We start from the raw sequence: 19,254 nt of genomic DNA, 5'->3' as shown, positions 1-19,254 counted from the left end.
AATTTTCTAATTTTGCAGCGTACAAAGATAAGGCATTTATTCTGCTAAATTGTATTTAAGCATAAGCTTTAACCCCTGAAAACATTTCTACTTTGAAAAAAATTCTATTATTAAGCGATACGCACTCTTATATTGATGACCGAATTATCCATTATGCCGAACAAGCCGATGAGATTTGGCATGCCGGCGATATTGGAAGCATAGAGATAAGCGATAAGTTAAAAGCAACGGGGAAACCACTTATTGCTGTGTATGGAAACATTGATAATACGGAAATCAGAAAAGAGTTCCCTTTAAATCAGCGCTGGATGTGCGAGGGTGTAGATGTTTGGATCACCCATATCGGAGGCTATCCCAAAAAATACAGCCCTGCGGTAAGGGATGAGATTCGACAAAATCCCCCTAAATTATTTATTTGCGGACATTCGCATATTTTAAAAGTTATGATGGATAAAGACCTGGGGCTGCTCCATATGAATCCCGGAGCAGCCGGAAAACATGGCTGGCATAAACAACGTACCATGCTAAGGTTTGTGATTGATGGTGAAAATATTAAAGACCTGGAAGTTATAGAACTAGCCGGTAAGTGATATGGGACTTTTACAGTTTGCAGATTTCTTCGAATCACCATTTTAGTTGTTTTGAGCTTTCTTTTCCCCTTCATCACTATGATTTCGATTCATTTTTCTTTTAAAAAATTACTCAGCCCCTCTTATAATTGAGGTCACTGAGTGATTTCGAAGAAATCGTGTCGAAGTGTCCAAAATAAGAGCGAATAGCTTACAGTAAGGTTTGACATTTTCTCAAACCCCAACCCTACAGATTAGCATTTTCACCCCGATTCAAAATTTAAAAAAATGAAATAAAAAAATCTATTTTCCTTTGTATCAATTTCCGCCCGACTCATTTTCGTATTCTTCATCCCGACTATCAATCATCTCATTAGCGCATTTTCAAATTGAATAAAATCTACACGCTATTTTTTGTCTAAATTTTCTGGTTTCTGGCTCTTGATTCCTAAGTATTGAGCCATTTTCTATATTAAAAATGTGTAGAATTACGATGTGCTTTTCACTTTCTAACTTTAAAACTGTTTCTAAACCTAAAAACTTCTCCATAAAAAAACCCGAAGTTTTCACTTCGGGTTCTTAACGCACTAATACTACTAAGATGATAGGCTTATCGTAATCGGTCTACAGATTTTACAAGATCTTCGTCCTTTTTAATGGCTTTATTCGCCAGAACTAGAAAAACGATAGAAATGATCGGAAGAAACATCCCAATACCCTTCTCTGAAATATTCATTTCTCCGGGTAAGCTTAGCGACCAATAAACAAACACTCCTAGTAAAAAAAAGTTTAATATGATATTGATACGCCCCAATACAAATTGGAGCTTTCTATTCTTAAACATAAAAATACTGATCAAAGATAATAATCCAGAAGCAATAAACATGATAAATATCGTTAATTGATCCTGAGCGTAAACTGCACTCCCTTCTTCACTTTGCCACAAAGCAAATACAAATATAAGCCCAAGGCTTACTATTGCTGCGATAAGTAAATAAACTGTTTGTATACGTTGAAGCATATTCTCTAAAATCTGGTCACAAAAATAAAATAAAGTTTTTAGAAAAAACAGCAATTTTTACAAATAAAGTTGTATAATTGCATACACATTTCGTAACCGGTTCTTTACAGGTTACTTATGACTCCAAAAAAATATTTTTCTATTCTTCCAAAAGAAGTTTATTACAATCAATCCAAACAAATTTATTCTTGACCATTCATGTTTGAAATTTCTGAATTAAAAGCTAAAAAGCTACCTGAGCTTCAGGAGATTGCTAAATCTCTAAACGTCCCAAAGTTTAGAAGTCTTAAAAAACTAGATCTTGTTTACCAAATTTTAGACTACCAGGCTGCTAACCCTGCAAAGACCAAAGAAGCTCTACAAGAAGAAAAGGCCGAAGAGAAAAAAACCGAGGATAAGCCAAAAAGACCAAGAAAGAAAATTGGTAGTGATAAAAAACCTGGCAGACCTAAGAAGGCTGAAGAAACGACTCCAGAAGCAAAACTAGAAGTTAAAGATGAAAGTCCTGCGAAAAACTACCAGGACAGTACTTCTAAACCAGAAAGTAAAGCTCCTAAAAAGGAGAAAGAATCGTCTAAAAACGATGATAATGCTTCTAGGAATAATAACAGAAGTACTAATAATCGTAAAGATTCCAGAAATAATAAAAAGGATAACCGTAACGACAATAACAACAATAATAATCATAAAAATAACGGTAACCGTGACAATCGCAACAGGTACCGTGAGCCGGATTATGAGTTTGATGCTATTATCGAAAGCGAAGGTGTTTTAGACATCATGCAGGACAACTATGGTTTCCTAAGATCCTCAGATTACAATTACCTTACTTCTCCTGACGACATTTACGTATCACAATCCCAAATTCGACTTTTTGGTTTAAAAACAGGAGACACCGTATTAGGGCAAATAAGACCTCCAAAAGAAGGTGAAAAATATTTCCCTCTGATTAAAATCAATAAAATTAATGGTCTTGACCCACAGGTAGTAAGAGATCGTGTTTCTTTTGAACACCTTACGCCACTTTTCCCCAAAGAAAAATTTAATATCGCTGATAAAGAAAGTTCTATTTCTACAAGAGTGATGGATTTATTTTCTCCTATCGGGAAAGGACAACGTGGTATGATCGTTTCGCAACCTAAAACCGGTAAAACAATGTTATTAAAAGACATTGCCAATGCCATTGCTGCGAACCATCCTGAAGTATATCAAATTATCCTTTTGATCGATGAACGTCCTGAGGAAGTTACAGATATGCAACGAAACGTACAGGGTGAAGTTGTTGCCTCTACATTTGACAAAGAAGCTCATGAGCATGTTAGAGTTGCCAATATTGTATTAGAGAAAGCAAAACGTCTTGTAGAATGTGGTCACGATGTTGTAATCTTACTAGATTCTATTACACGTCTTGCCAGAGCATATAATACCGTACAGCCTGCCAGTGGTAAGGTTTTGAGTGGTGGTGTAGATGCTAACGCTTTACATAAACCTAAGCGTTTCTTTGGTGCTGCACGTAATATTGAAGGTGGTGGTTCACTTTCTATTATTGCTACTGCCCTTACCGATACAGGTTCTAAGATGGATGAGGTTATCTTTGAAGAATTTAAAGGAACAGGAAATATGGAACTTCAGCTAGATCGTAGAATTTCTAACCGAAGAGTATTCCCAGCGATCGATCTTATATCTTCAAGTACGCGTCGTGACGATCTTCTTTTAGATGAAAATACTATACAGCGTATGTGGATTATGCGAAAATATCTTGCTGATATGAATCCTGTAGAAGCGATGGAATTTATTCAGCAAAAAATCAAACAAACCAACAATAATGAGGAGTTTCTTATTAGCATGAACGGCTAATTAAAAGATTTCTTTAGAATTATAGAAAGCGGCTTTAACAGCCGCTTTTTTATTACCCAATTTCGTCCTGAATTGAAAAATTTCTTTTTATTTTAGGCATAGCTAGAATTACTATGGATACAAAGAACGCTAAAATATTACTTGTTGAAGACGACGCAAAAGTTTGTGCCTTCATCAATAAAGGACTCACCGAAGAAGGATTTGAAGTAAGCATTGCTTTAAACGGAAAGGAAGGCTACCAAATGGCAAGTGCTAATAAATTTGACCTGCTTATACTGGATATTATGTTACCAGAAATGAATGGTTTGGAAATTTGCAAAGCTGTTAGAGAAGAAAACACTCATGTACCTATTCTATTTTTAACAGCACTGGGAAGCTCAGAAAATATAGCTATGGGACTCAATAGTGGCGCCGACGATTACCTGGCCAAACCTTTTAAGTTTATCGAACTTATTGCCCGTGTAAAAAGTTTATTACGCCGATCCAGAAATTTTAATTCAAATATCCCTGATAACAGTTATAGATTTTCAGATATTAAAGTAAACGACTCTTCCAAAACAGTCACCAGAAACACAAAAAAAATAGCACTTACCAGTACAGAATATAAACTTTTACTTGCATTTTTAAAAGCCCCCGGCAGAGTAATTTCCCGCACCGAATTATTAGAAAATGTATGGGGTGTAAACTACGATATTGGCACCAATGTGGTAGATGTTTATGTAAATTATCTACGCAAAAAACTGGAAAAGGAAAATAATGAGCGACTTATTCACACCGTGATTGGCATGGGCTACGTTTTAAAAGAGGACGATGAAGACACAGAATAAAATTATTCTTTTTCTTACTTCTATATTCCTTGCTTACATTCTTGTGTTTAGCGGTTTTATCTTTTTTTCTATTAGTGATTATTCGTACACAGATTTTTACAAAAGACTGGAGATTAGGGCGATTACCATGGCTAAGATCGAGTTAGAGGACGACCAGGATATTAATGTCGTTAAAGAGATACGCCAGGATTTTCTGGAAGAATTACCTAATGAAAAAATAACAATTATTGATTTACAACAGTTTGATATTCATTCAAAATCCAATCTATCTATCCCAGTTTCCTTCCTTGAAGAGATCGAAAATTTAAAACGGGCATATTATAAAAATAAAAACACATTTTATTCAGGAATCAAATACCATAATCGCGGCAAAGATTACCTGGTCATTGTTTCCGCAGAAAACTATTACAATACCCATCATATAGTTTATTTAAGGAATCTCCTTTTTATCGCTTCTCTAATATCCATTTTGATCATTATTTTTATTGCCTGGTTTTTTTCCAGAAGGGTTCTTAGACCCCTTCAAATGATTATTGGTGATATGAAAAAAATCAGTACCGAAAATCTCAATTTTCGTCTAAAAGAACCTCAAGATAACGAAGAGCTACGCAGTCTTACTTCTACTTTTAACAATATGCTTAACAGGCTCGAAACCTCCTTCGAAACGCAAAAAAATTTTATAAGCAATGCCTCTCATGAACTAAACACGCCGCTTACTTCAATTATTGGTGAAGCCGATGTCACCCTTGCAAAAGAACGTTCTAAAGAAGAATACATTTTATCACTAAAAAATATTCTAGAAGATGCCGGCAAACTCGATAAAAAAACCAAAGCTTTATTGTTTTTAGCTCAAACTGGTTATGATGGTAAAGCACAGACCTTTATCAGCTTAAGAATAGACGAACTTGTAATCGATGTTAAAGAAACCGTAGAAAAAATTTATCCCGAAGCTGTGATTCATCTGGATTTTGATTCATTACCAGAAAACCCTGATAAACTCACAGTAAACGGCAATACTCAATTATTACATCTGGCAATATCCAATGTAGTCATGAATGCCTGTAAATATTCCAAAAACAGGAAAGTAAATTTTGCGTTGGCAGCTTCAGACAAAAATGTAATTATCACCGTAAAAGATAAAGGTATTGGTATTCCAGAAAATGAACTTCCTTATATCTTCGATCCGTTTTTTAGGGGTAGTAATACGGAAAATTTTCATGGTTACGGAATTGGTCTTCCACTTACTCGAAATGTAATTAAAATGCACAATGGCAGTGTTATAGCTACTTCTTCTAAAGCCGAGGGCACTGTAATGGAAATTAAGATTCCTATCGCACCATAAATTCTAATGACATTTTAATCTGGTATTAATAGCATTTTAACAAGCATAGGATAAGTTTGTTACAAACAAAATTGCTATGAGAAAGATTTTAATTCCTACAGATTTGTCTGTAAATTCTCTAATACTCTTAGAGCGTGCATTAGATGACTGTCAGCAATTAACTAATATTGTATTAGCTTATGGGGCTTCACTTTCTTCATCGATTACAGAACTTCTTTTTTATTCAAAAGAAGATTATTTGGAGGAATTAAAATCTGAAACATTTAATAAAGCAATTACTATTATTGAAAAGAAACATGAAGACGTTATCAATTCATTAACCATAGATATATTTTTTGGCGGCACTAAAAATGCTTTTAACAATTTTATAGAAGGCCAAAAAATAACCCATGCTTATCTACCATCTGATGGACGAGCGCTGAAATGCAAAAGAAAAAATGTATTTAATATCGTTCCTTTTTTAAAAGATTCAGAAATAGAAATTATAAATGTAGAATATCCCACGGCAATGAATGTTGTCTCCAATAATACATTAGCCAGATTATCGGCTTCTTAAGATTGTTTGATTAGTTAGTACCTATACACTTAATTTTGGTTGTTAGTTAATAGGTTAATTTTCGGCTAGGGTGATCGCTGTTACTTCTTTCATCATATTTTTGCGTTCACTTCTGATATCCTTAACATGTGGTTACCCTGCCGGGAATTTTATTAAAACTTTTTCCTAAGGTAATGGCCGTAATAAATACTATTTTAGGAAATTAAAAAGCCTCGCAATGCGGGGCTTTACTTTTAATAACTTCCATATCAAATTATTCAGAACTAATATATTTGTTATAAAAGAAAACCCTGCCAGATGTACTAACAGGGTTTTTAAGAGCGGGAGACCGGGTTCGAACCGGCGACATTCAGCTTGGAAGGCTGACGCTCTACCAACTGAGCTACTCCCGCCTAAAGCGATGGCAAATATAAATTAGATTAGGGTTTTTCTCCAAATATTTTTCAATATTTTTTCTGGAAATGATAACCTCTAATCACATAACCTTCGTTCATATAGAATTTATGAGACCTAAAATTTTCAACATACGTATTTAATTCCACCGTAGCAGCCTTATTTTTTCTGGCGAGTTCGTCTATAAAAGAAAATAACTGTTTCCCTATTCCTTTTCCTCGATATTCTTCAGCTATTACTATATGATCTACTTCATACATTTTACCGGCATAATGCCTGGTCATTTCCCATATCCCAAAAACACCAATAATTTTATTTTTATCAAAAATACCATAACAGGTATAGTTTTGAGAAAACATCTGATTAAATCGTTCTTTTAAAATTTCGGCTGGAATAGACGTTATAGCAAGTTGTTGGATGAGTGGAATAATAAGATCAATCTCTCCCTTTAAAATCCTGTTAAATGAAAGCTCCAAATTTTATTTTTCTTCAAAATTAATTCTATTTTTATAGGATAATAATTTTTTGAAAAGAAATCATAATGAAAGATAAGCCAGGAAAAATTCAGGATAAAATAGACGCTAAATTCTTAGACGAACGTAAAATTTTTATGTGGGGACCTGTTGATGATAAATCGGCCAAACACGTTATCGATCGTTTAATCTATCTTGATTTGGAAGGAAAAGAAGAAATCCAACTTTACATTAATAGTCCGGGTGGCTATGTAACCGATGGTTTTGCCATTTATGATACCATCCAGGCTATAGATGCGCCGGTTTCCACTATTTGCACCGGTCTTGCAGCGTCCATGGGATCTATACTTCTTTCTGCAGGAAAAAAAGGAAGGCGCTTTATTCAACCACATGCTAAGGTTATGATTCACCAACCTTCTGGTGGCGCCAGAGGTCAGGCGTCCAATATTGAAATTCAAGCCACAGAAATTTTAAAAACCAAAGAACTTAGCGCTAAAATACTTGCTGAAAATTGCGGTCAAACAGTAGAAAAAGTAATGAAAGATTTTAATCGTGATTACTGGATGGATGCAAAGGAATCTCTGGATTACGGTATTGTTGACGCTATTTTAAAATAATAATTATGGAAAGCCCAATTAAACATAGAGAAAACGACCGCATGGGCATGTTTTATATGGAAGGTGAAAAAGGCACTATTGCCGAACTTACGTATACCAAAAACTCAGAAGGCGTCATCACCATCGATCATACTGAAGTAAAACGCCAGTACGAAGGGCAGGGAAAAGCTACTGAATTGGTAGCAGCAGCAGTCCATTTTGCGCGAAATAACAATCTTAAAATTGAACCATTGTGCCCGTTTGCCGAAGTGATGTTTGATCGATATAGCGAGTACTCAGATGTTAGGGCTTAATAAATCCAATCAGGAAAATCTTCAGGGTATATGAATAACCTATGAGGCAGTATATGATTGAACATCTTTTTATATTTAAGGATATCCCGATGACACCAATAGCTATCAGGATGATAAAAAAAACAGAGGCTGAAATTATATAATTTCAGCCTCTGTTTTTTTAAACTATCTTATAAATTGCTTTTTTATTAAGAAGCTTTCTCATTTAAGAAAGTACTCCCGGATAAATAATCCTTAGAACTCTTATTGATATAAACAACAGATTTCCCTTTTATTGTATTGATAATCTCTTTAGAAATAAGTCTGGGTATCGCAGGACAGCCATAACTACGGCCGGCCCTACCTCTACTATCAATAAACTTTTCGGTTACATAGTCAGATCCATGAATAACTACATAGCGTTTTCTTGCATTACTATTAAAGTTTTTCTCCATCCCATCTATAAAAAGCGACAGCCCATTTTTACCATAGTAAGTTTCGCCGGTCACATAAAAACCTAAACTACTTTTATGACTATTTACTGCATTAGAGAAGGTTTTAGCAAATTCCCAACCAGAATTTTTGCCGTGAGATGTGTAGGTATTAAATATTACTTCTTGATGTTCCATATCTAAAACCCAAAACCTTTTCTTTTTAGAAGAAAGGTCAAAGTCTATGATAGTAAGTATCTTATTTTTTACTTTACCCTCATCTTCCAGTTTATAATAACCTTTCATAGCATTTTCAAAAGTTCCAAGCAGTGGCATACTTTCACTTTTATCTTTAAAGGTGTCGTAAAGCATCCCAACCTTATCTTCAAAAGTAAGCTCGGTTCTTTTTACTTCAAAATTATTTAATTCTGCTAATAATTTTTGCTCTTTTTTAATAGGAATTTCTGTGATGGAGGTGGATCCCGAAAAGGCAGTTGAAAACATTAAAACTACCGCTACAGCCATTAATCGTTTCGTCATTCTGGGGTTTGTTTTGTTAATTTTATCTAAAATTTTTGCCAACATACAAAAAATAACATATCTGCACAATTTTTATGGCATTTATCTGGAACATAACCTATTAAACACCTTAAACAAATCACTAACAGATCTAAGCAAGAAACGTATAGTGAGCATCGATATTGTATAAACTCAATTATAAAATGTTAAAATTTAATTTTGTTAAAATTAATTACAAAAGTGAATAATTAATATTTTAAAACGTTTTCGTAAGAATTATTTCAAAACATTCATTTTTTTCGCCAAAAAGTCGATAACTTTAATAAAAGATTAAGGGGGCTTCTTTTAGCCAACTTTTAATTTGTTTTTATATTTATCCAAAATTTACACCATTACGATGAACAAGAAGGTATTATTGATGATATTAGACGGTTGGGGACAAACTCAAAATGAAGAAGTCTCTGCTGTTGCCAAAGCCAAAACTCCATTTATAGACGAAATTTCTGCAAAGTATCCACATGCCCAGTTAAGAACTGACGGAATGAATGTTGGTTTACCTGAAGGACAAATGGGAAATAGTGAAGTGGGACATATGAACCTGGGAGCGGGTCGTGTAGTATATCAGGACTTGGTAAAGATCAATCAGGCCGTAGAAAACAAAACACTTATTGAAGAGCCTGCATTGCGCGAAGCATTTGAATATGCCAAAAAAAATGATAAGCCTATTCACTTTATGGGGCTTTTAAGTGATGGTGGTGTACACTCTCACATTAATCATATTAAAGGGCTTTTAAGTGCAGCTGAAGATTATGGTATAAAAAGGAAATATTTACACGCCTTTACAGATGGTCGTGACGTTGATCCACATTCTGGTAAAGGTTTTGTAGAGGAGATACAAGAGCATTTAAAAGAAACCAATGGTAAATTAGCATCTATAATTGGCCGCTATTACGCGATGGATCGAGATAAACGATGGGAACGAGAAGAAAAAGCTTATGATCTGATTGTAAAAGGAGAAGGCAAAAAAACTCAAAATCCCGTTCAGGCTGTACAGGAAAGTTATGATGAAGGTATTACCGATGAATTTATCAAGCCAATTGTTGTTACCAGCGAAGATGGCACGCCTGTTGCTAAATTACAGGAAAAAGATGTGGTCATTTTCTTTAATTTTAGAACAGATCGTGGTAGACAATTAACACAAGCCTTAAGTCAGGACGATTTTCCAGAATACGATATGAAGAAAATGCCTTTATATTATGTAACGCTGACTAAATATGATGATAGCTTCAAAAACATAAACGTTATCTTTAAAAAAGAAAATATAAAAAGTACTTTAGGTGAGGTATTAGAATTTGTAGGTAAAAAGCAAATAAGAATTGCTGAAACCGAAAAATATCCACACGTTACGTTTTTCTTCTCCGGCGGGCGTGAAGAACCTTTTAAAGGAGAAAGAAGAATTATGTGCAACTCCCCCAAAGTAGCTACATATGATCTAAAACCAGAAATGAGCGCCTATGAAATTAGGGATAAAATTATTCCAGAATTAAATAAAAAATCTGCTGATTTTATTTGTTTAAATTTTGCTAACCCAGATATGGTTGGCCATACCGGTGTTTTTGAAGCGGCAGTTAAAGCATGCGAAACCGTAGATGAATGTGCTAAAGATGTATGTACGGCAGCAATGGATAATGATTATTCTGTAATCGTAATCGCAGATCACGGTAATAGTGAAACCATGATTAATGAAGATGGCTCTCCTAATACTGCGCATACCACTAACCCCGTGCCGTTAATTCTTTTAGATAAAGATGTAAAAGAGATAAAAAGTGGTAAATTAGGCGATATTGCACCAACAATTTTAAAATTAATGGGAATTGAAAAACCAGAATTAATGACTCAGGATCCCTTAATTTAATAAATAAGCCACAGATAAAATGACAAAATTTATTCCTTTTATGGTTGCTGTATTATTAGGTTGTAGCACCATAAATATATCCAAAGAGAGTAAAAATAACGAGCAGATTACTACTCAACAAAGTATGCTCCTAGGAAAATTTAAAAAGGCAGATTTATTGCAAGAGCCCTATGCTGAATGGTTTGAGCCCAGATATGAAAAGTTTGAACCAAACGCTAAAGCTATGGAAACTATTAAAGATCATATTAACGACTATGAGATAAAGATCTTTATGGGGACCTGGTGCGGGGATAGTAAAAGGGAAACTCCTCGTTTCTTTAAAATATTAGATGAAAGCGGTTATAACTTAGACAAGCTTACTGCAATAGCAGTAGATTATAGTAAATCTACTCCTGAAAAATATGAGGAGAAGATGAATTTAAATCGCGTTCCCACAATAATTTTTTATAAAAATGGGAAGGAAGTAAACCGATTTGTAGAATTTGCTCAGGAAAGCCTGGAAGAAGATATCGCTAAAATTGTAAGCGGTAAAGATTATAAAAATTCGTATGCCGAGTAAATAAATAAGTATTTGAAAACGGATAGTTAATTGCTATTCATTTAATTTTGCTGAACGTTATGTCCCCTACACTAACAATAGCGATAGATTTTGACGGTACTATTGTAGAAAATAAGTACCCTGAAATAGGTAAGCCACTTTTGTTTGCTTTTGAAACTTTAAAAAAGCTACAGGAAGATGGTCATAACCTTATTCTATGGACTTACCGCAAAGGCACTCGTTTAGAGGAGGCCGTGACATTTTGCAAAAATAATGGCATAAGTTTCTATGCTGTAAATAAAAGCTACCCTGAAGAAAATTTTGATGAAAGTCTAAGTCGTAAGATTTTGGCCGATATTTTTATTGATGACCGTAACATAGGTGGCATGATGGGTTGGGGAGAAATCTATCAGATTATTTCTAAAAAAACGGGGAGCAAAAACCCAAAACAATTTAAAAAGAAGAAAAACCGATTTTTCGGTAGACTTTAAAGTATAAAGAGTAACACTAATGATTATACCTAAAACAAGGGAACAAATTGAATTAATGAGGGAAAGTGCACAAATCGTGTCTAAAACCCTGGGAATGCTGGCCAAAGAGGTTAAACCTGGTGTAACTACACTTCATTTAGATAAGCTAGCTGAAGAATTTATAAGAGACCACGGTGCTCATCCCGGATTCCTTGGAATGTACGATTTTCCAAATTCCCTTTGTATGAGTCCTAATGCGCAGGTTGTGCATGGGATTCCTAACGAAAAACCCCTTGTAGAAGGTGATATTATTTCTATTGATTGTGGCGCTTTAAAAAATGGTTTTTACGGAGACCATGCGTATACCTTTGCTGTAGGAGAAATTGCCCCAGAAACTAAAAAACTCCTGGAGGTTACCAAAGAGTCACTTTACGTAGGAATAAGAGAATTCAAAGCCGGCAATCGTGTCGGTGATGTTGGCTATGCTATTCAGAAATTTACTGAAGACCATGGTTACGGAGTTGTTCGTGAGCTTGTTGGCCACGGCCTTGGCGCTAAAATGCACGAAGACCCTGAAATGCCCAATTATGGCAGAAAAGGTCGAGGAAAAAAATTTGTAGAAGGAATGGTTGTTGCGATAGAACCCATGACGAATTTGGGAACACGCCGCATAAAACAGCTTCCCGATGGCTGGACTATTTTAACTGCAGACAATAAACCAAGTGCTCACTTTGAACATGATGTAGCCTTAATCGACGGCAAACCGGAGCTGCTGTCCACCTTCAGTTATATCTATGAAGCTTTAGGCATAGAAAGTAACGAAGAAGACGAATTTAGAGCAAAAACCTATGATTAAAAATTTCAGAGGAGAGGTTTGGAAAACCCTACACAAAGAAGAATGGGAAGACCGTTTTGTCTACAAAGTATCTAATTACGGTAGACTGGTAAGCTTCCTAAAAAACAAAGAAGAAGGTGAATTAATGCGTGGCGGCCGAGTTGGAGGCTACCTTAATTTTGCCGTGAGACTAAAGTCTGGAAAATCCAAGACTTATTACATACACCGCATTGTCGCAGAACTTTTTCTTGACAAAAAAGAAGGTGATAAATATGTAATTCATAAAAATTTCCAAAAAGATGATAATCGCGTAGAGAACATTGCATGGGCTACCAAAGACGAATGGGTTGCACATCAATACCACAGCCCTAGCGTTAAAGAGAATAAGAAAAAACGTAAGCTTAGAAAAGTGACCTCTTATTCTAAATTAACCTATGCACAAGCGGTTATTCTTAAAAAGAAATTGCTGGATCCAAACAGAAAAACAAGAATACGAGTTCTAGCAAAACAATTTGGAGTTTCCGAAATGCAACTTTACCGTATTAAATCTGGTGAGAACTGGGGAGATATTGAAGTTTAGACATTCAATATAAAATCCTGCTGAAAGCATTTTATTTGAATATCTTTGGCTCCGGAAAGATATATTTAAATGAAAAGGCTCTTTAAAAAGATTCTCAATACAGTACCAAGACCGTTATTAATACGTCTTAGTTATTTTGTTAAACCATTTTTGGTTCTAACACTAAGAGGTAATACCTATACTGATCCTATAGACGGCAAAAGTTTTAAAAAATTTTTGCCATATGGGTATGAGAATCAGCGGGAAAATGTCTTATCACCCTCTACGCTCTCTTTAGAGCGTCATCGGCTATTATGGCTTTATTTAAAGCTAAAAACAAACTTTTTTAAAGCTCCTATAAAAGTCCTGCACTTTGCCCCAGAGCAGGCCTTTTATAAACGCTTTAGGAATTTAAGCAATCTCGATTACACTACCACAGATCTTAATTCTCCCTTAGCTGATGTTAAGGCAGACATCTGCAATCTTCCATTTAAGAACAATCAATATGATTTTATTTTATGCAATCATGTCTTAGAACATATCCCCGATGATACTAAAGCCATGCAGGAAATCCTACGTGTGCTCAAACCAGGAGGTACCGCTATTTTACAAATTCCGCAAGAATTAGATCGCTCTACTACTTTTGAAGATAATAGTATTACAGATCCTAAAGAAAGAGCACGTATTTTTGGCCAATATGACCATGTGCGTATTTATGGAAGAGACTATTTTGAAAAGTTAAGAAGTATAGGCTTTAAAGTTGAGGAAGTAAATTTTACAGAAGAGTTATCCCCTGCTGAAGTTGATAAATTTCGGCTTGCTAAGGGAGAAATTATCCCGGTATGCCTTAAGCCAACGGCTTAAATCACCTCTACCCTTTTAAGAATTTCTATGTAAAGGCTCAGTAAAGTCTATGAAGGAATAATCTAAAGATTATGCAAATTTCTGGAACAAACGCTATGGAATATTTACATAGTTTAACCAAATGATTATAGCAAGAGTTTTGTAGTTAAAACTAGTTGATCTTATTACAAGTTCTTTTTTTCGATGTCTACGCCCACAGATACAGCAACATCGGTACTGAAACTAATTATATCATCATGGAGTGAACCCAAACCAAACCTATTCTATCAGAATCAATCCGTAAGCAAGCTTTCTTGAAATCCTGCAGAAGCATATACTTTAATGGAATCGTTTTCAGCATAGATAAAATAAACATCCACATCCTCTAATTCTAAGGATAATTTTTTCGCTTTTTCTAATCCCAAAGCCATAAATGCGGTTGCGTATCCATCAGCCAACATGCAACTTTCAGCTAAAACCGAGGCACTCAGCAAATTGCTTCTTTCCGGTTTTCCGTTAAGCGGGTTTATGGTATGCACAAAACGCTCTCCGGTAGTCGAATCTACTCTAAACTTACGATAATTACCAGATGTCGCCATAGCCCTGTTTTTTAGCTTTAAAGTAGCCTGAAAGGTTCTTTCCCCTTCTTCTTGCAATGGATCATCTATAGCTACAATAAAAGGCTTCTGCTTTGTAATGTGCTCTCCTTTACTAACTAGTTCTCCTCCCAATTCAATTAAATAATTATGTATGCCTTTATTTTCAAAATATTCTGCAATAACATCTATTGTGTATCCTTTTGCTATGGCATTAAAATCAAGATAAATGTGTGGATTTTCTTTTGCAATACGATCTTCATCAGTCAACTTCAATTTATCGAATCCTACATATTGCAGTAAGGAGTCTATAGTATCTACATCTAATGCTTCCAGGCTTTTGTCAGGACCAAATCCGTAGGCATTGACTAAATTACCTACAGTGGGATCAAAATAGCCATTAGTTTCTTTATAAATTTGTTCTGAAGCTTTAAAAACATTTTGAAAGTTTGCGTCGACTTTTATAGAATCTATTCCGCGATTGATCAAAGAGATATCAGAATCTTCCCAATAAGTACTCATAGACTTATTTATTACCTGAAAAACACTATCCAATCCTTTTTCGATTTGTAAATCTTCCTTTCCTGTAAAAATTTTTATGTGGTAGGAAGTACCCAAAGCATTACCTGAGTAATTCTGTTCTTCAAATTCATTGCCTTCACAAGCGCTAAAACTAAAGGCGATAAAAAGAACTAATATTGATACTAAAACCTTAAATTTCCTGCCAGCCATCATAATTGATAATATAATTTTCTTCGTGAGTTACCGGTAATTCATAATCTTTAGCATTTGCGATCCCAACACCGGCGTAAAATGTTCTCGCCTCAAACTTAGAAGCATGTTGCTTCATTGTTTCCATATACACCCTGTCCATTATCCTAGGATCCATAGGATAATTAATAGCACGAACCACTACAAAATGAAGTTTCTTGTCTTTTAATGCTACAAATTGAGGATTTGCTTTTATACTACTGTTTACCCCTAAAAATTCATATCCTTTTTTTTCAAGGTCTTTCCCTACTACATTCATCGCGAGGTTATGAAGTTCTTGTTTTGATAATTCGTTCGCCATGCTACAAAATTACGAATAGAAGACTAAAGCCTGACACAAAAGATTATAAAAAAAGCCGACTTGTTCAAGTCGGCTTTTTAAAATTATATGCTAAATTTTGAATTATCCTCCAAAATCATCGAATCTTACATTCTCACGAGGTACTCCAAAATCTTCGGTCATTTTCTCTACCGCTTTATTCATAAGCGGTGGTCCACAGAAATAATATTCTATATCCTCTGGTTCATCATGATGACTCAAGTAATTATCAATTACAACCTGGTGAATAAAGCCTACGAAACCGTCGCCTTCTCCATCAATTCCGTCTTTTTCTTTCCAATTGTCCTCTTCTAAAGGCTCTGAAAGCGCTAAATAGAATTTAAAGTTAGGAAAATCTCTTTCTAAGGCTCTAAAATGTTCTGTATAAAAAAGTTCTCGTTTAGAACGTCCACCATACCAGTACGTTACTTTCCTACCTGTTTTTACAGTACGGAAAAGATGATATAAGTGAGAACGCATTGGTGCCATACCTGCACCACCACCTACGTAAAGCATTTCTGCATCACTTTCATTAATAAAGAATTCTCCATAAGGTCCTGATATAGTTACTTTATCACCTTTCTTTCTAGAGAAGATATATGAGGAAGCAATACCAGGGTTTACATCCATCCATCCGTTCTTACCTCTATCCCATGGTGGAGTAGCAATACGAACGTTAAGCATAATCTCACGTCCTTCTGCCGGATAAGAAGCCATAGAATATGCACGCTCCACGGTTTCATTGTTTTTCATTACAAGAGGCCATAAGTTAAACTTATCCCACTCCGCTTGAAATTTATCCGGTGTTTCATGCTCTTCAGGGTGAGCGGTAATATCGATATCTTTATATGGAACCTCACATTTCGGAATTTCAATCTGAATATATCCTCCCGCTTTATAGTCCATATCTTCAGGAATTTCCACTACAAATTCCTTAATAAAAGAAGCAACATTATAGTTTCTTACTACCGTCGCTTCCCATTTTTTAATTCCAAAAACTTCTTCAGGAATCTGAATCTTCATATCCTGTTTTACCTTCACCTGGCAACCAAGTCTCCAGCCATCAGCGATTTCCTTACGGGTAAAGTGTGGTTCTTCTGTAGGTAAAAGTGTTCCTCCTCCTTCTTTAACGATACATTTACACTGGATGCAGGTACCACCTCCACCACAAGCAGAAGGAAGGAAAAGTTTCTCTGAACCTAAAGTACCAAGCAGCGTTCCTCCAGAACTAACTTCAAGGTCTTTTTCTCCGTTTACATTAATTTTAACCGGTCCCGAAGGGATTAACTTCGCTTTAGCCCCTAGAAGAATAGAAACCAAAAGAAGGATCAAAATTAAGAATACAACTATACTTGCAATTATAACTGTCATTGTTGTTGTTTTTCTTTTATAATTTAATACCCATAAAACTCATAAATCCTATCGCCATTAGTCCTGTAATGATAAATGTTATACCAAGACCTTTTAATGGTGCAGGAACATTAGAGTAGGTAATTTTTTCTCTAATTGCAGCGATAGCAATAATGGCCAAAAACCATCCTATACCACTACCAAAACCATAAGTTACGGCTTCTCCTATCCCTCCAAAATTCTTTTGTTGCATAAATAAAGACCCACCTAAGATGGCACAGTTTACTGCAATAAGCGGAAGAAAAATACCTAATGCTCCATACAGTGCCGGAGCAAATTTCTCTACAATCATTTCTACAAGTTGTACCATAGAGGCAATTACCGCAATAAACATGATAAAACTTAAGAAACTAAGATCCACATTAGCATATTCAGGATTTAACCAGGATAAAGCACCAGGGCTTAATAAATACTGATCTAATAGAAAGTTGATTGGTACCGTTACGGTAAGTACAAATATTACTGCCGCACCAAGACCAACAGCGGTATTCACTGTTTTTGACACTGCTAAATAGGAACACATTCCTAAGAAGTAGGCAAAAATCATATTTTCTATGAAAATACTTCTAACAAATAAATTTAAATATTCCATAATAAGATAATTCGCTGTTGATAATTATTCTTCGATTAGTTTGCGGTTTCTTGCACGTTGTACCCAAATAATGATCCCTACAATAATAAGTGCCATTGGTGATAACAACATCAAACCGTTATTTTCATAACCTAAGGCATAAAGACCAGTAGAATCTGCTAATGTTGGCGCTTTATGTCCTAAGACTTCGTATCCAAATAATTTCCCTGAACCTAATAGTTCTCTAAAGAAAGCCACTACGATAAGAATAAAACCATAACCGGCTCCATTTCCTATACCGTCAAGAAAAGATTTATACACACCATTTCCTAAAGCGAAAGCCTCTAAACGTCCCATTACGATACAGTTTGTAATAATAAGACCTACGAAAACCGAAAGCTGCTTACTCACATCATAAGAGTAGGCTTTAAGTACCTGATCCACTAAAATCACTAAAGAGGCAACTACTACAAGCTGTACGATAATCCTAATTCTATTAGGAATTAAATTTCTAATTAAAGAAACGATGATGTTAGAAAAAGCTACTACTACTATTACCGCCAAAGCCATTACTAAAGCAGGCCTTAATTGTACCGTAATTGCTAATGCCGAACAAATACCTAATACCTGTACAGTAATCGGGTTATTGTCGTTAAATGGATCTGATAATAATTTCCTGTTATTCTTAGACAGAAAATGTTCCTTCTCTTCTGAACTTGATAAGAACAGAATCATTTCATCTTTTTTCTTCTCAGCAGCCTTTTGAGCCGAATCTGTAGAAGTTTGTTTGTTATCTGTCTTCATAATTACTTAGTTGCTACTTTAACATCAGTTTGTTGCTTAAAATAAGGCAGGTAATGCTTTAATCTCTCAGATATCATATCAGAAACGCCGTTACCGGTAATGGTAGCACCAGATATGGCATCAACCTGATTATCATCTTTATCTGCATCTCCCTTACTTCCTTTTACAACAGACACTCCTATAAGATTTCCGTTTCCATCAAATATTTTTTCATCTTCAAAACGTTCCTGAAACCATGCCTGTGTAATTTCTGCTCCAAGACCTGGTGTTTCCCCTTTGTGATCAAAAACAGCACCTTTTACTGTATTGACATCATCCTTAAGAGAAATATATCCCCAGATCGCATCCCAAAGTCCTTTACCTCTAAGAGGTACTATATAATATTTAGCACCCTCGATATCGGCTATATATAATGGGTAAATTTGCTCATTCACTGGTTTACGCAATTCTTTTGTTAGGTCTACCTCAAAAGCATCAACCGATTTGTCTACAGAACCATCTTCTCTTAAAGAAATTGTTTCTGTAATGTATTTATCATATAAAGCCTGTGCGCTGTCCCTGCTGGTTTCTATACCTACAGTAGCAAGAATGTTTTGCATTTTTTCATTACGCACATTCTCACTTTGCAAAGGCTTTAGCGATGTTGCCGTAAAAGCAAGTACACTGGCTACCACTAACACCATTATAATAGCGAATATAAAAGTATAGCCGTTTGTATTTGTTTTATTTACTGTTTTCTCTTCCAT

22 protein-coding genes and 1 tRNA gene are annotated in these 19,254 nt (G+C 35.2%); 13 read left to right on the top strand and 10 right to left on the bottom strand.

Translation table 11 applies throughout. From position 1 onward, the window contains the following. The first annotated feature begins 92 nt into the window (after positions 1-92). Positions 93-590, top strand: coding sequence for a metallophosphoesterase family protein (locus AC13DP_RS11460; protein WP_347405811.1), 498 nt, complete (start codon positions 93-95; stop codon positions 588-590). A 589-nt stretch (positions 591-1,179) separates the two neighbouring features. Here AC13DP_RS11460 and AC13DP_RS11455 read toward each other — a convergent pair. Further along, the gene (locus AC13DP_RS11455) at positions 1,180-1,590 is read right to left on the bottom strand and encodes a DUF4293 domain-containing protein (protein ID WP_228250978.1); all 411 of its coding nucleotides are present in this window, start codon (positions 1,588-1,590) and stop codon (positions 1,180-1,182) included. Between the two features lie 198 nt (positions 1,591-1,788). Here AC13DP_RS11455 and rho point away from each other — a divergent pair, with 198 nt between their 5' ends. The 4 genes from rho (at position 1,789) to AC13DP_RS11435 (ending at position 6,172) form a co-directional block, all read left to right on the top strand. Then, positions 1,789-3,447 (top strand): transcription termination factor Rho, encoded by a 1,659-nt coding sequence (gene rho, locus AC13DP_RS11450; protein ID WP_347405812.1) that lies wholly within the window; start codon positions 1,789-1,791, stop codon positions 3,445-3,447. A 113-nt stretch (positions 3,448-3,560) separates the two neighbouring features. Then, positions 3,561-4,274 (top strand): response regulator transcription factor, encoded by a 714-nt coding sequence (locus tag AC13DP_RS11445; RefSeq protein WP_483067849.1) that lies wholly within the window; start codon positions 3,561-3,563, stop codon positions 4,272-4,274. Beyond that, the gene (locus AC13DP_RS11440) at positions 4,258-5,616 is read left to right on the top strand and encodes a HAMP domain-containing sensor histidine kinase (protein ID WP_483067848.1); all 1,359 of its coding nucleotides are present in this window, start codon (positions 4,258-4,260) and stop codon (positions 5,614-5,616) included. Before AC13DP_RS11445 ends, AC13DP_RS11440 begins: the two co-directional genes overlap by 17 nt. Positions 5,617-5,692: 76 nt before the next feature. After that, entirely contained in the window at positions 5,693-6,172 is a 480-nt protein-coding gene (locus AC13DP_RS11435) for a hypothetical protein (protein ID WP_483067847.1), read from the top strand. A 319-nt stretch (positions 6,173-6,491) separates the two neighbouring features. Here AC13DP_RS11435 and AC13DP_RS11430 read toward each other — a convergent pair. Both AC13DP_RS11430 and AC13DP_RS11425 read right to left on the bottom strand, forming a co-directional pair. After that, positions 6,492-6,564, bottom strand: a tRNA-Gly gene (locus AC13DP_RS11430). Positions 6,565-6,615: 51 nt separating this feature from the next. Next, positions 6,616-7,041 carry a GNAT family N-acetyltransferase gene (locus tag AC13DP_RS11425; RefSeq protein WP_347405815.1) on the bottom strand — a complete coding sequence of 142 codons (426 nt, stop codon included), beginning with the start codon at positions 7,039-7,041 and terminating at the stop codon, positions 6,616-6,618. 65 nt (positions 7,042-7,106) lie between these two features. Here AC13DP_RS11425 and AC13DP_RS11420 point away from each other — a divergent pair, with 65 nt between their 5' ends. Further along, entirely contained in the window at positions 7,107-7,655 is a 549-nt protein-coding gene (locus AC13DP_RS11420; RefSeq protein ID WP_013070463.1) for a ClpP family protease, read from the top strand. A 5-nt stretch (positions 7,656-7,660) separates the two neighbouring features. Next, a complete protein-coding gene (locus AC13DP_RS11415) occupies positions 7,661-7,948 on the top strand; it encodes a GNAT family N-acetyltransferase (protein WP_041578676.1) in 288 nt (95 codons plus the stop codon). A 188-nt stretch (positions 7,949-8,136) separates the two neighbouring features. On the opposite strand, the gene AC13DP_RS11410 is transcribed toward AC13DP_RS11415, so the two are convergent. Then, positions 8,137-8,898 (bottom strand): murein L,D-transpeptidase catalytic domain family protein, encoded by a 762-nt coding sequence (locus AC13DP_RS11410; RefSeq protein WP_041579627.1) that lies wholly within the window; start codon positions 8,896-8,898, stop codon positions 8,137-8,139. A 376-nt stretch (positions 8,899-9,274) separates the two neighbouring features. Between AC13DP_RS11410 and gpmI the strand changes: the two genes are divergently transcribed. The 6 genes from gpmI (at position 9,275) to AC13DP_RS11380 (ending at position 14,058) form a co-directional block, all read left to right on the top strand. Further along, the gene (gene gpmI, locus AC13DP_RS11405) at positions 9,275-10,792 is read left to right on the top strand and encodes a 2,3-bisphosphoglycerate-independent phosphoglycerate mutase (RefSeq protein WP_483067846.1); all 1,518 of its coding nucleotides are present in this window, start codon (positions 9,275-9,277) and stop codon (positions 10,790-10,792) included. A 19-nt stretch (positions 10,793-10,811) separates the two neighbouring features. Further along, the gene (locus AC13DP_RS11400) at positions 10,812-11,351 is read left to right on the top strand and encodes a thioredoxin family protein (protein ID WP_483067845.1); all 540 of its coding nucleotides are present in this window, start codon (positions 10,812-10,814) and stop codon (positions 11,349-11,351) included. Between the two features lie 59 nt (positions 11,352-11,410). Next, entirely contained in the window at positions 11,411-11,821 is a 411-nt protein-coding gene (locus AC13DP_RS11395) for a BT0820 family HAD-type phosphatase (RefSeq protein ID WP_013070458.1), read from the top strand. Positions 11,822-11,840: 19 nt separating this feature from the next. Continuing rightward, positions 11,841-12,656: a type I methionyl aminopeptidase gene (gene map, locus AC13DP_RS11390; RefSeq protein ID WP_013070457.1), complete on the top strand. Its 816-nt coding sequence runs from the start codon at positions 11,841-11,843 to the stop codon at positions 12,654-12,656. Then, positions 12,649-13,215 (top strand): HNH endonuclease, encoded by a 567-nt coding sequence (locus AC13DP_RS11385; protein ID WP_013070456.1) that lies wholly within the window; start codon positions 12,649-12,651, stop codon positions 13,213-13,215. Before map ends, AC13DP_RS11385 begins: the two co-directional genes overlap by 8 nt. A 69-nt stretch (positions 13,216-13,284) precedes the next feature. After that, entirely contained in the window at positions 13,285-14,058 is a 774-nt protein-coding gene (locus tag AC13DP_RS11380) for a class I SAM-dependent methyltransferase (RefSeq protein WP_347405818.1), read from the top strand. Between the two features lie 272 nt (positions 14,059-14,330). On the opposite strand, the gene AC13DP_RS11375 is transcribed toward AC13DP_RS11380, so the two are convergent. The 6 genes from AC13DP_RS11375 to AC13DP_RS11350 form a co-directional block, all read right to left on the bottom strand. Next, complete coding sequence (locus AC13DP_RS11375) at positions 14,331-15,368, bottom strand: FAD:protein FMN transferase (RefSeq protein ID WP_049771415.1); 1,038 nt, start codon at positions 15,366-15,368, stop codon at positions 14,331-14,333. Then, entirely contained in the window at positions 15,346-15,705 is a 360-nt protein-coding gene (locus tag AC13DP_RS11370; protein WP_013070453.1) for a hypothetical protein, read from the bottom strand. The genes AC13DP_RS11375 and AC13DP_RS11370 overlap by 23 nt, the downstream gene beginning before the upstream one ends. A gap of 102 nt (positions 15,706-15,807) precedes the next feature. Continuing rightward, complete coding sequence (gene nqrF, locus AC13DP_RS11365) at positions 15,808-17,094, bottom strand: NADH:ubiquinone reductase (Na(+)-transporting) subunit F (protein WP_013070452.1); 1,287 nt, start codon at positions 17,092-17,094, stop codon at positions 15,808-15,810. 16 nt (positions 17,095-17,110) lie between these two features. Next, on the bottom strand, positions 17,111-17,725 hold the full coding sequence (gene nqrE, locus AC13DP_RS11360; protein ID WP_013070451.1) for an NADH:ubiquinone reductase (Na(+)-transporting) subunit E: 615 nt from the start codon (positions 17,723-17,725) through the stop codon (positions 17,111-17,113). Positions 17,726-17,749: 24 nt separating this feature from the next. Continuing rightward, complete coding sequence (locus tag AC13DP_RS11355) at positions 17,750-18,508, bottom strand: NADH:ubiquinone reductase (Na(+)-transporting) subunit D (protein WP_013070450.1); 759 nt, start codon at positions 18,506-18,508, stop codon at positions 17,750-17,752. 2 nt (positions 18,509-18,510) lie between these two features. Then, on the bottom strand, positions 18,511-19,254 hold the full coding sequence (locus tag AC13DP_RS11350; protein ID WP_228250990.1) for a Na(+)-translocating NADH-quinone reductase subunit C: 744 nt from the start codon (positions 19,252-19,254) through the stop codon (positions 18,511-18,513).

The organism is Zunongwangia sp. L-65 (assembly GCF_056859415.1).
This window is presented reverse-complemented; position numbering and strand designations above follow the sequence as displayed.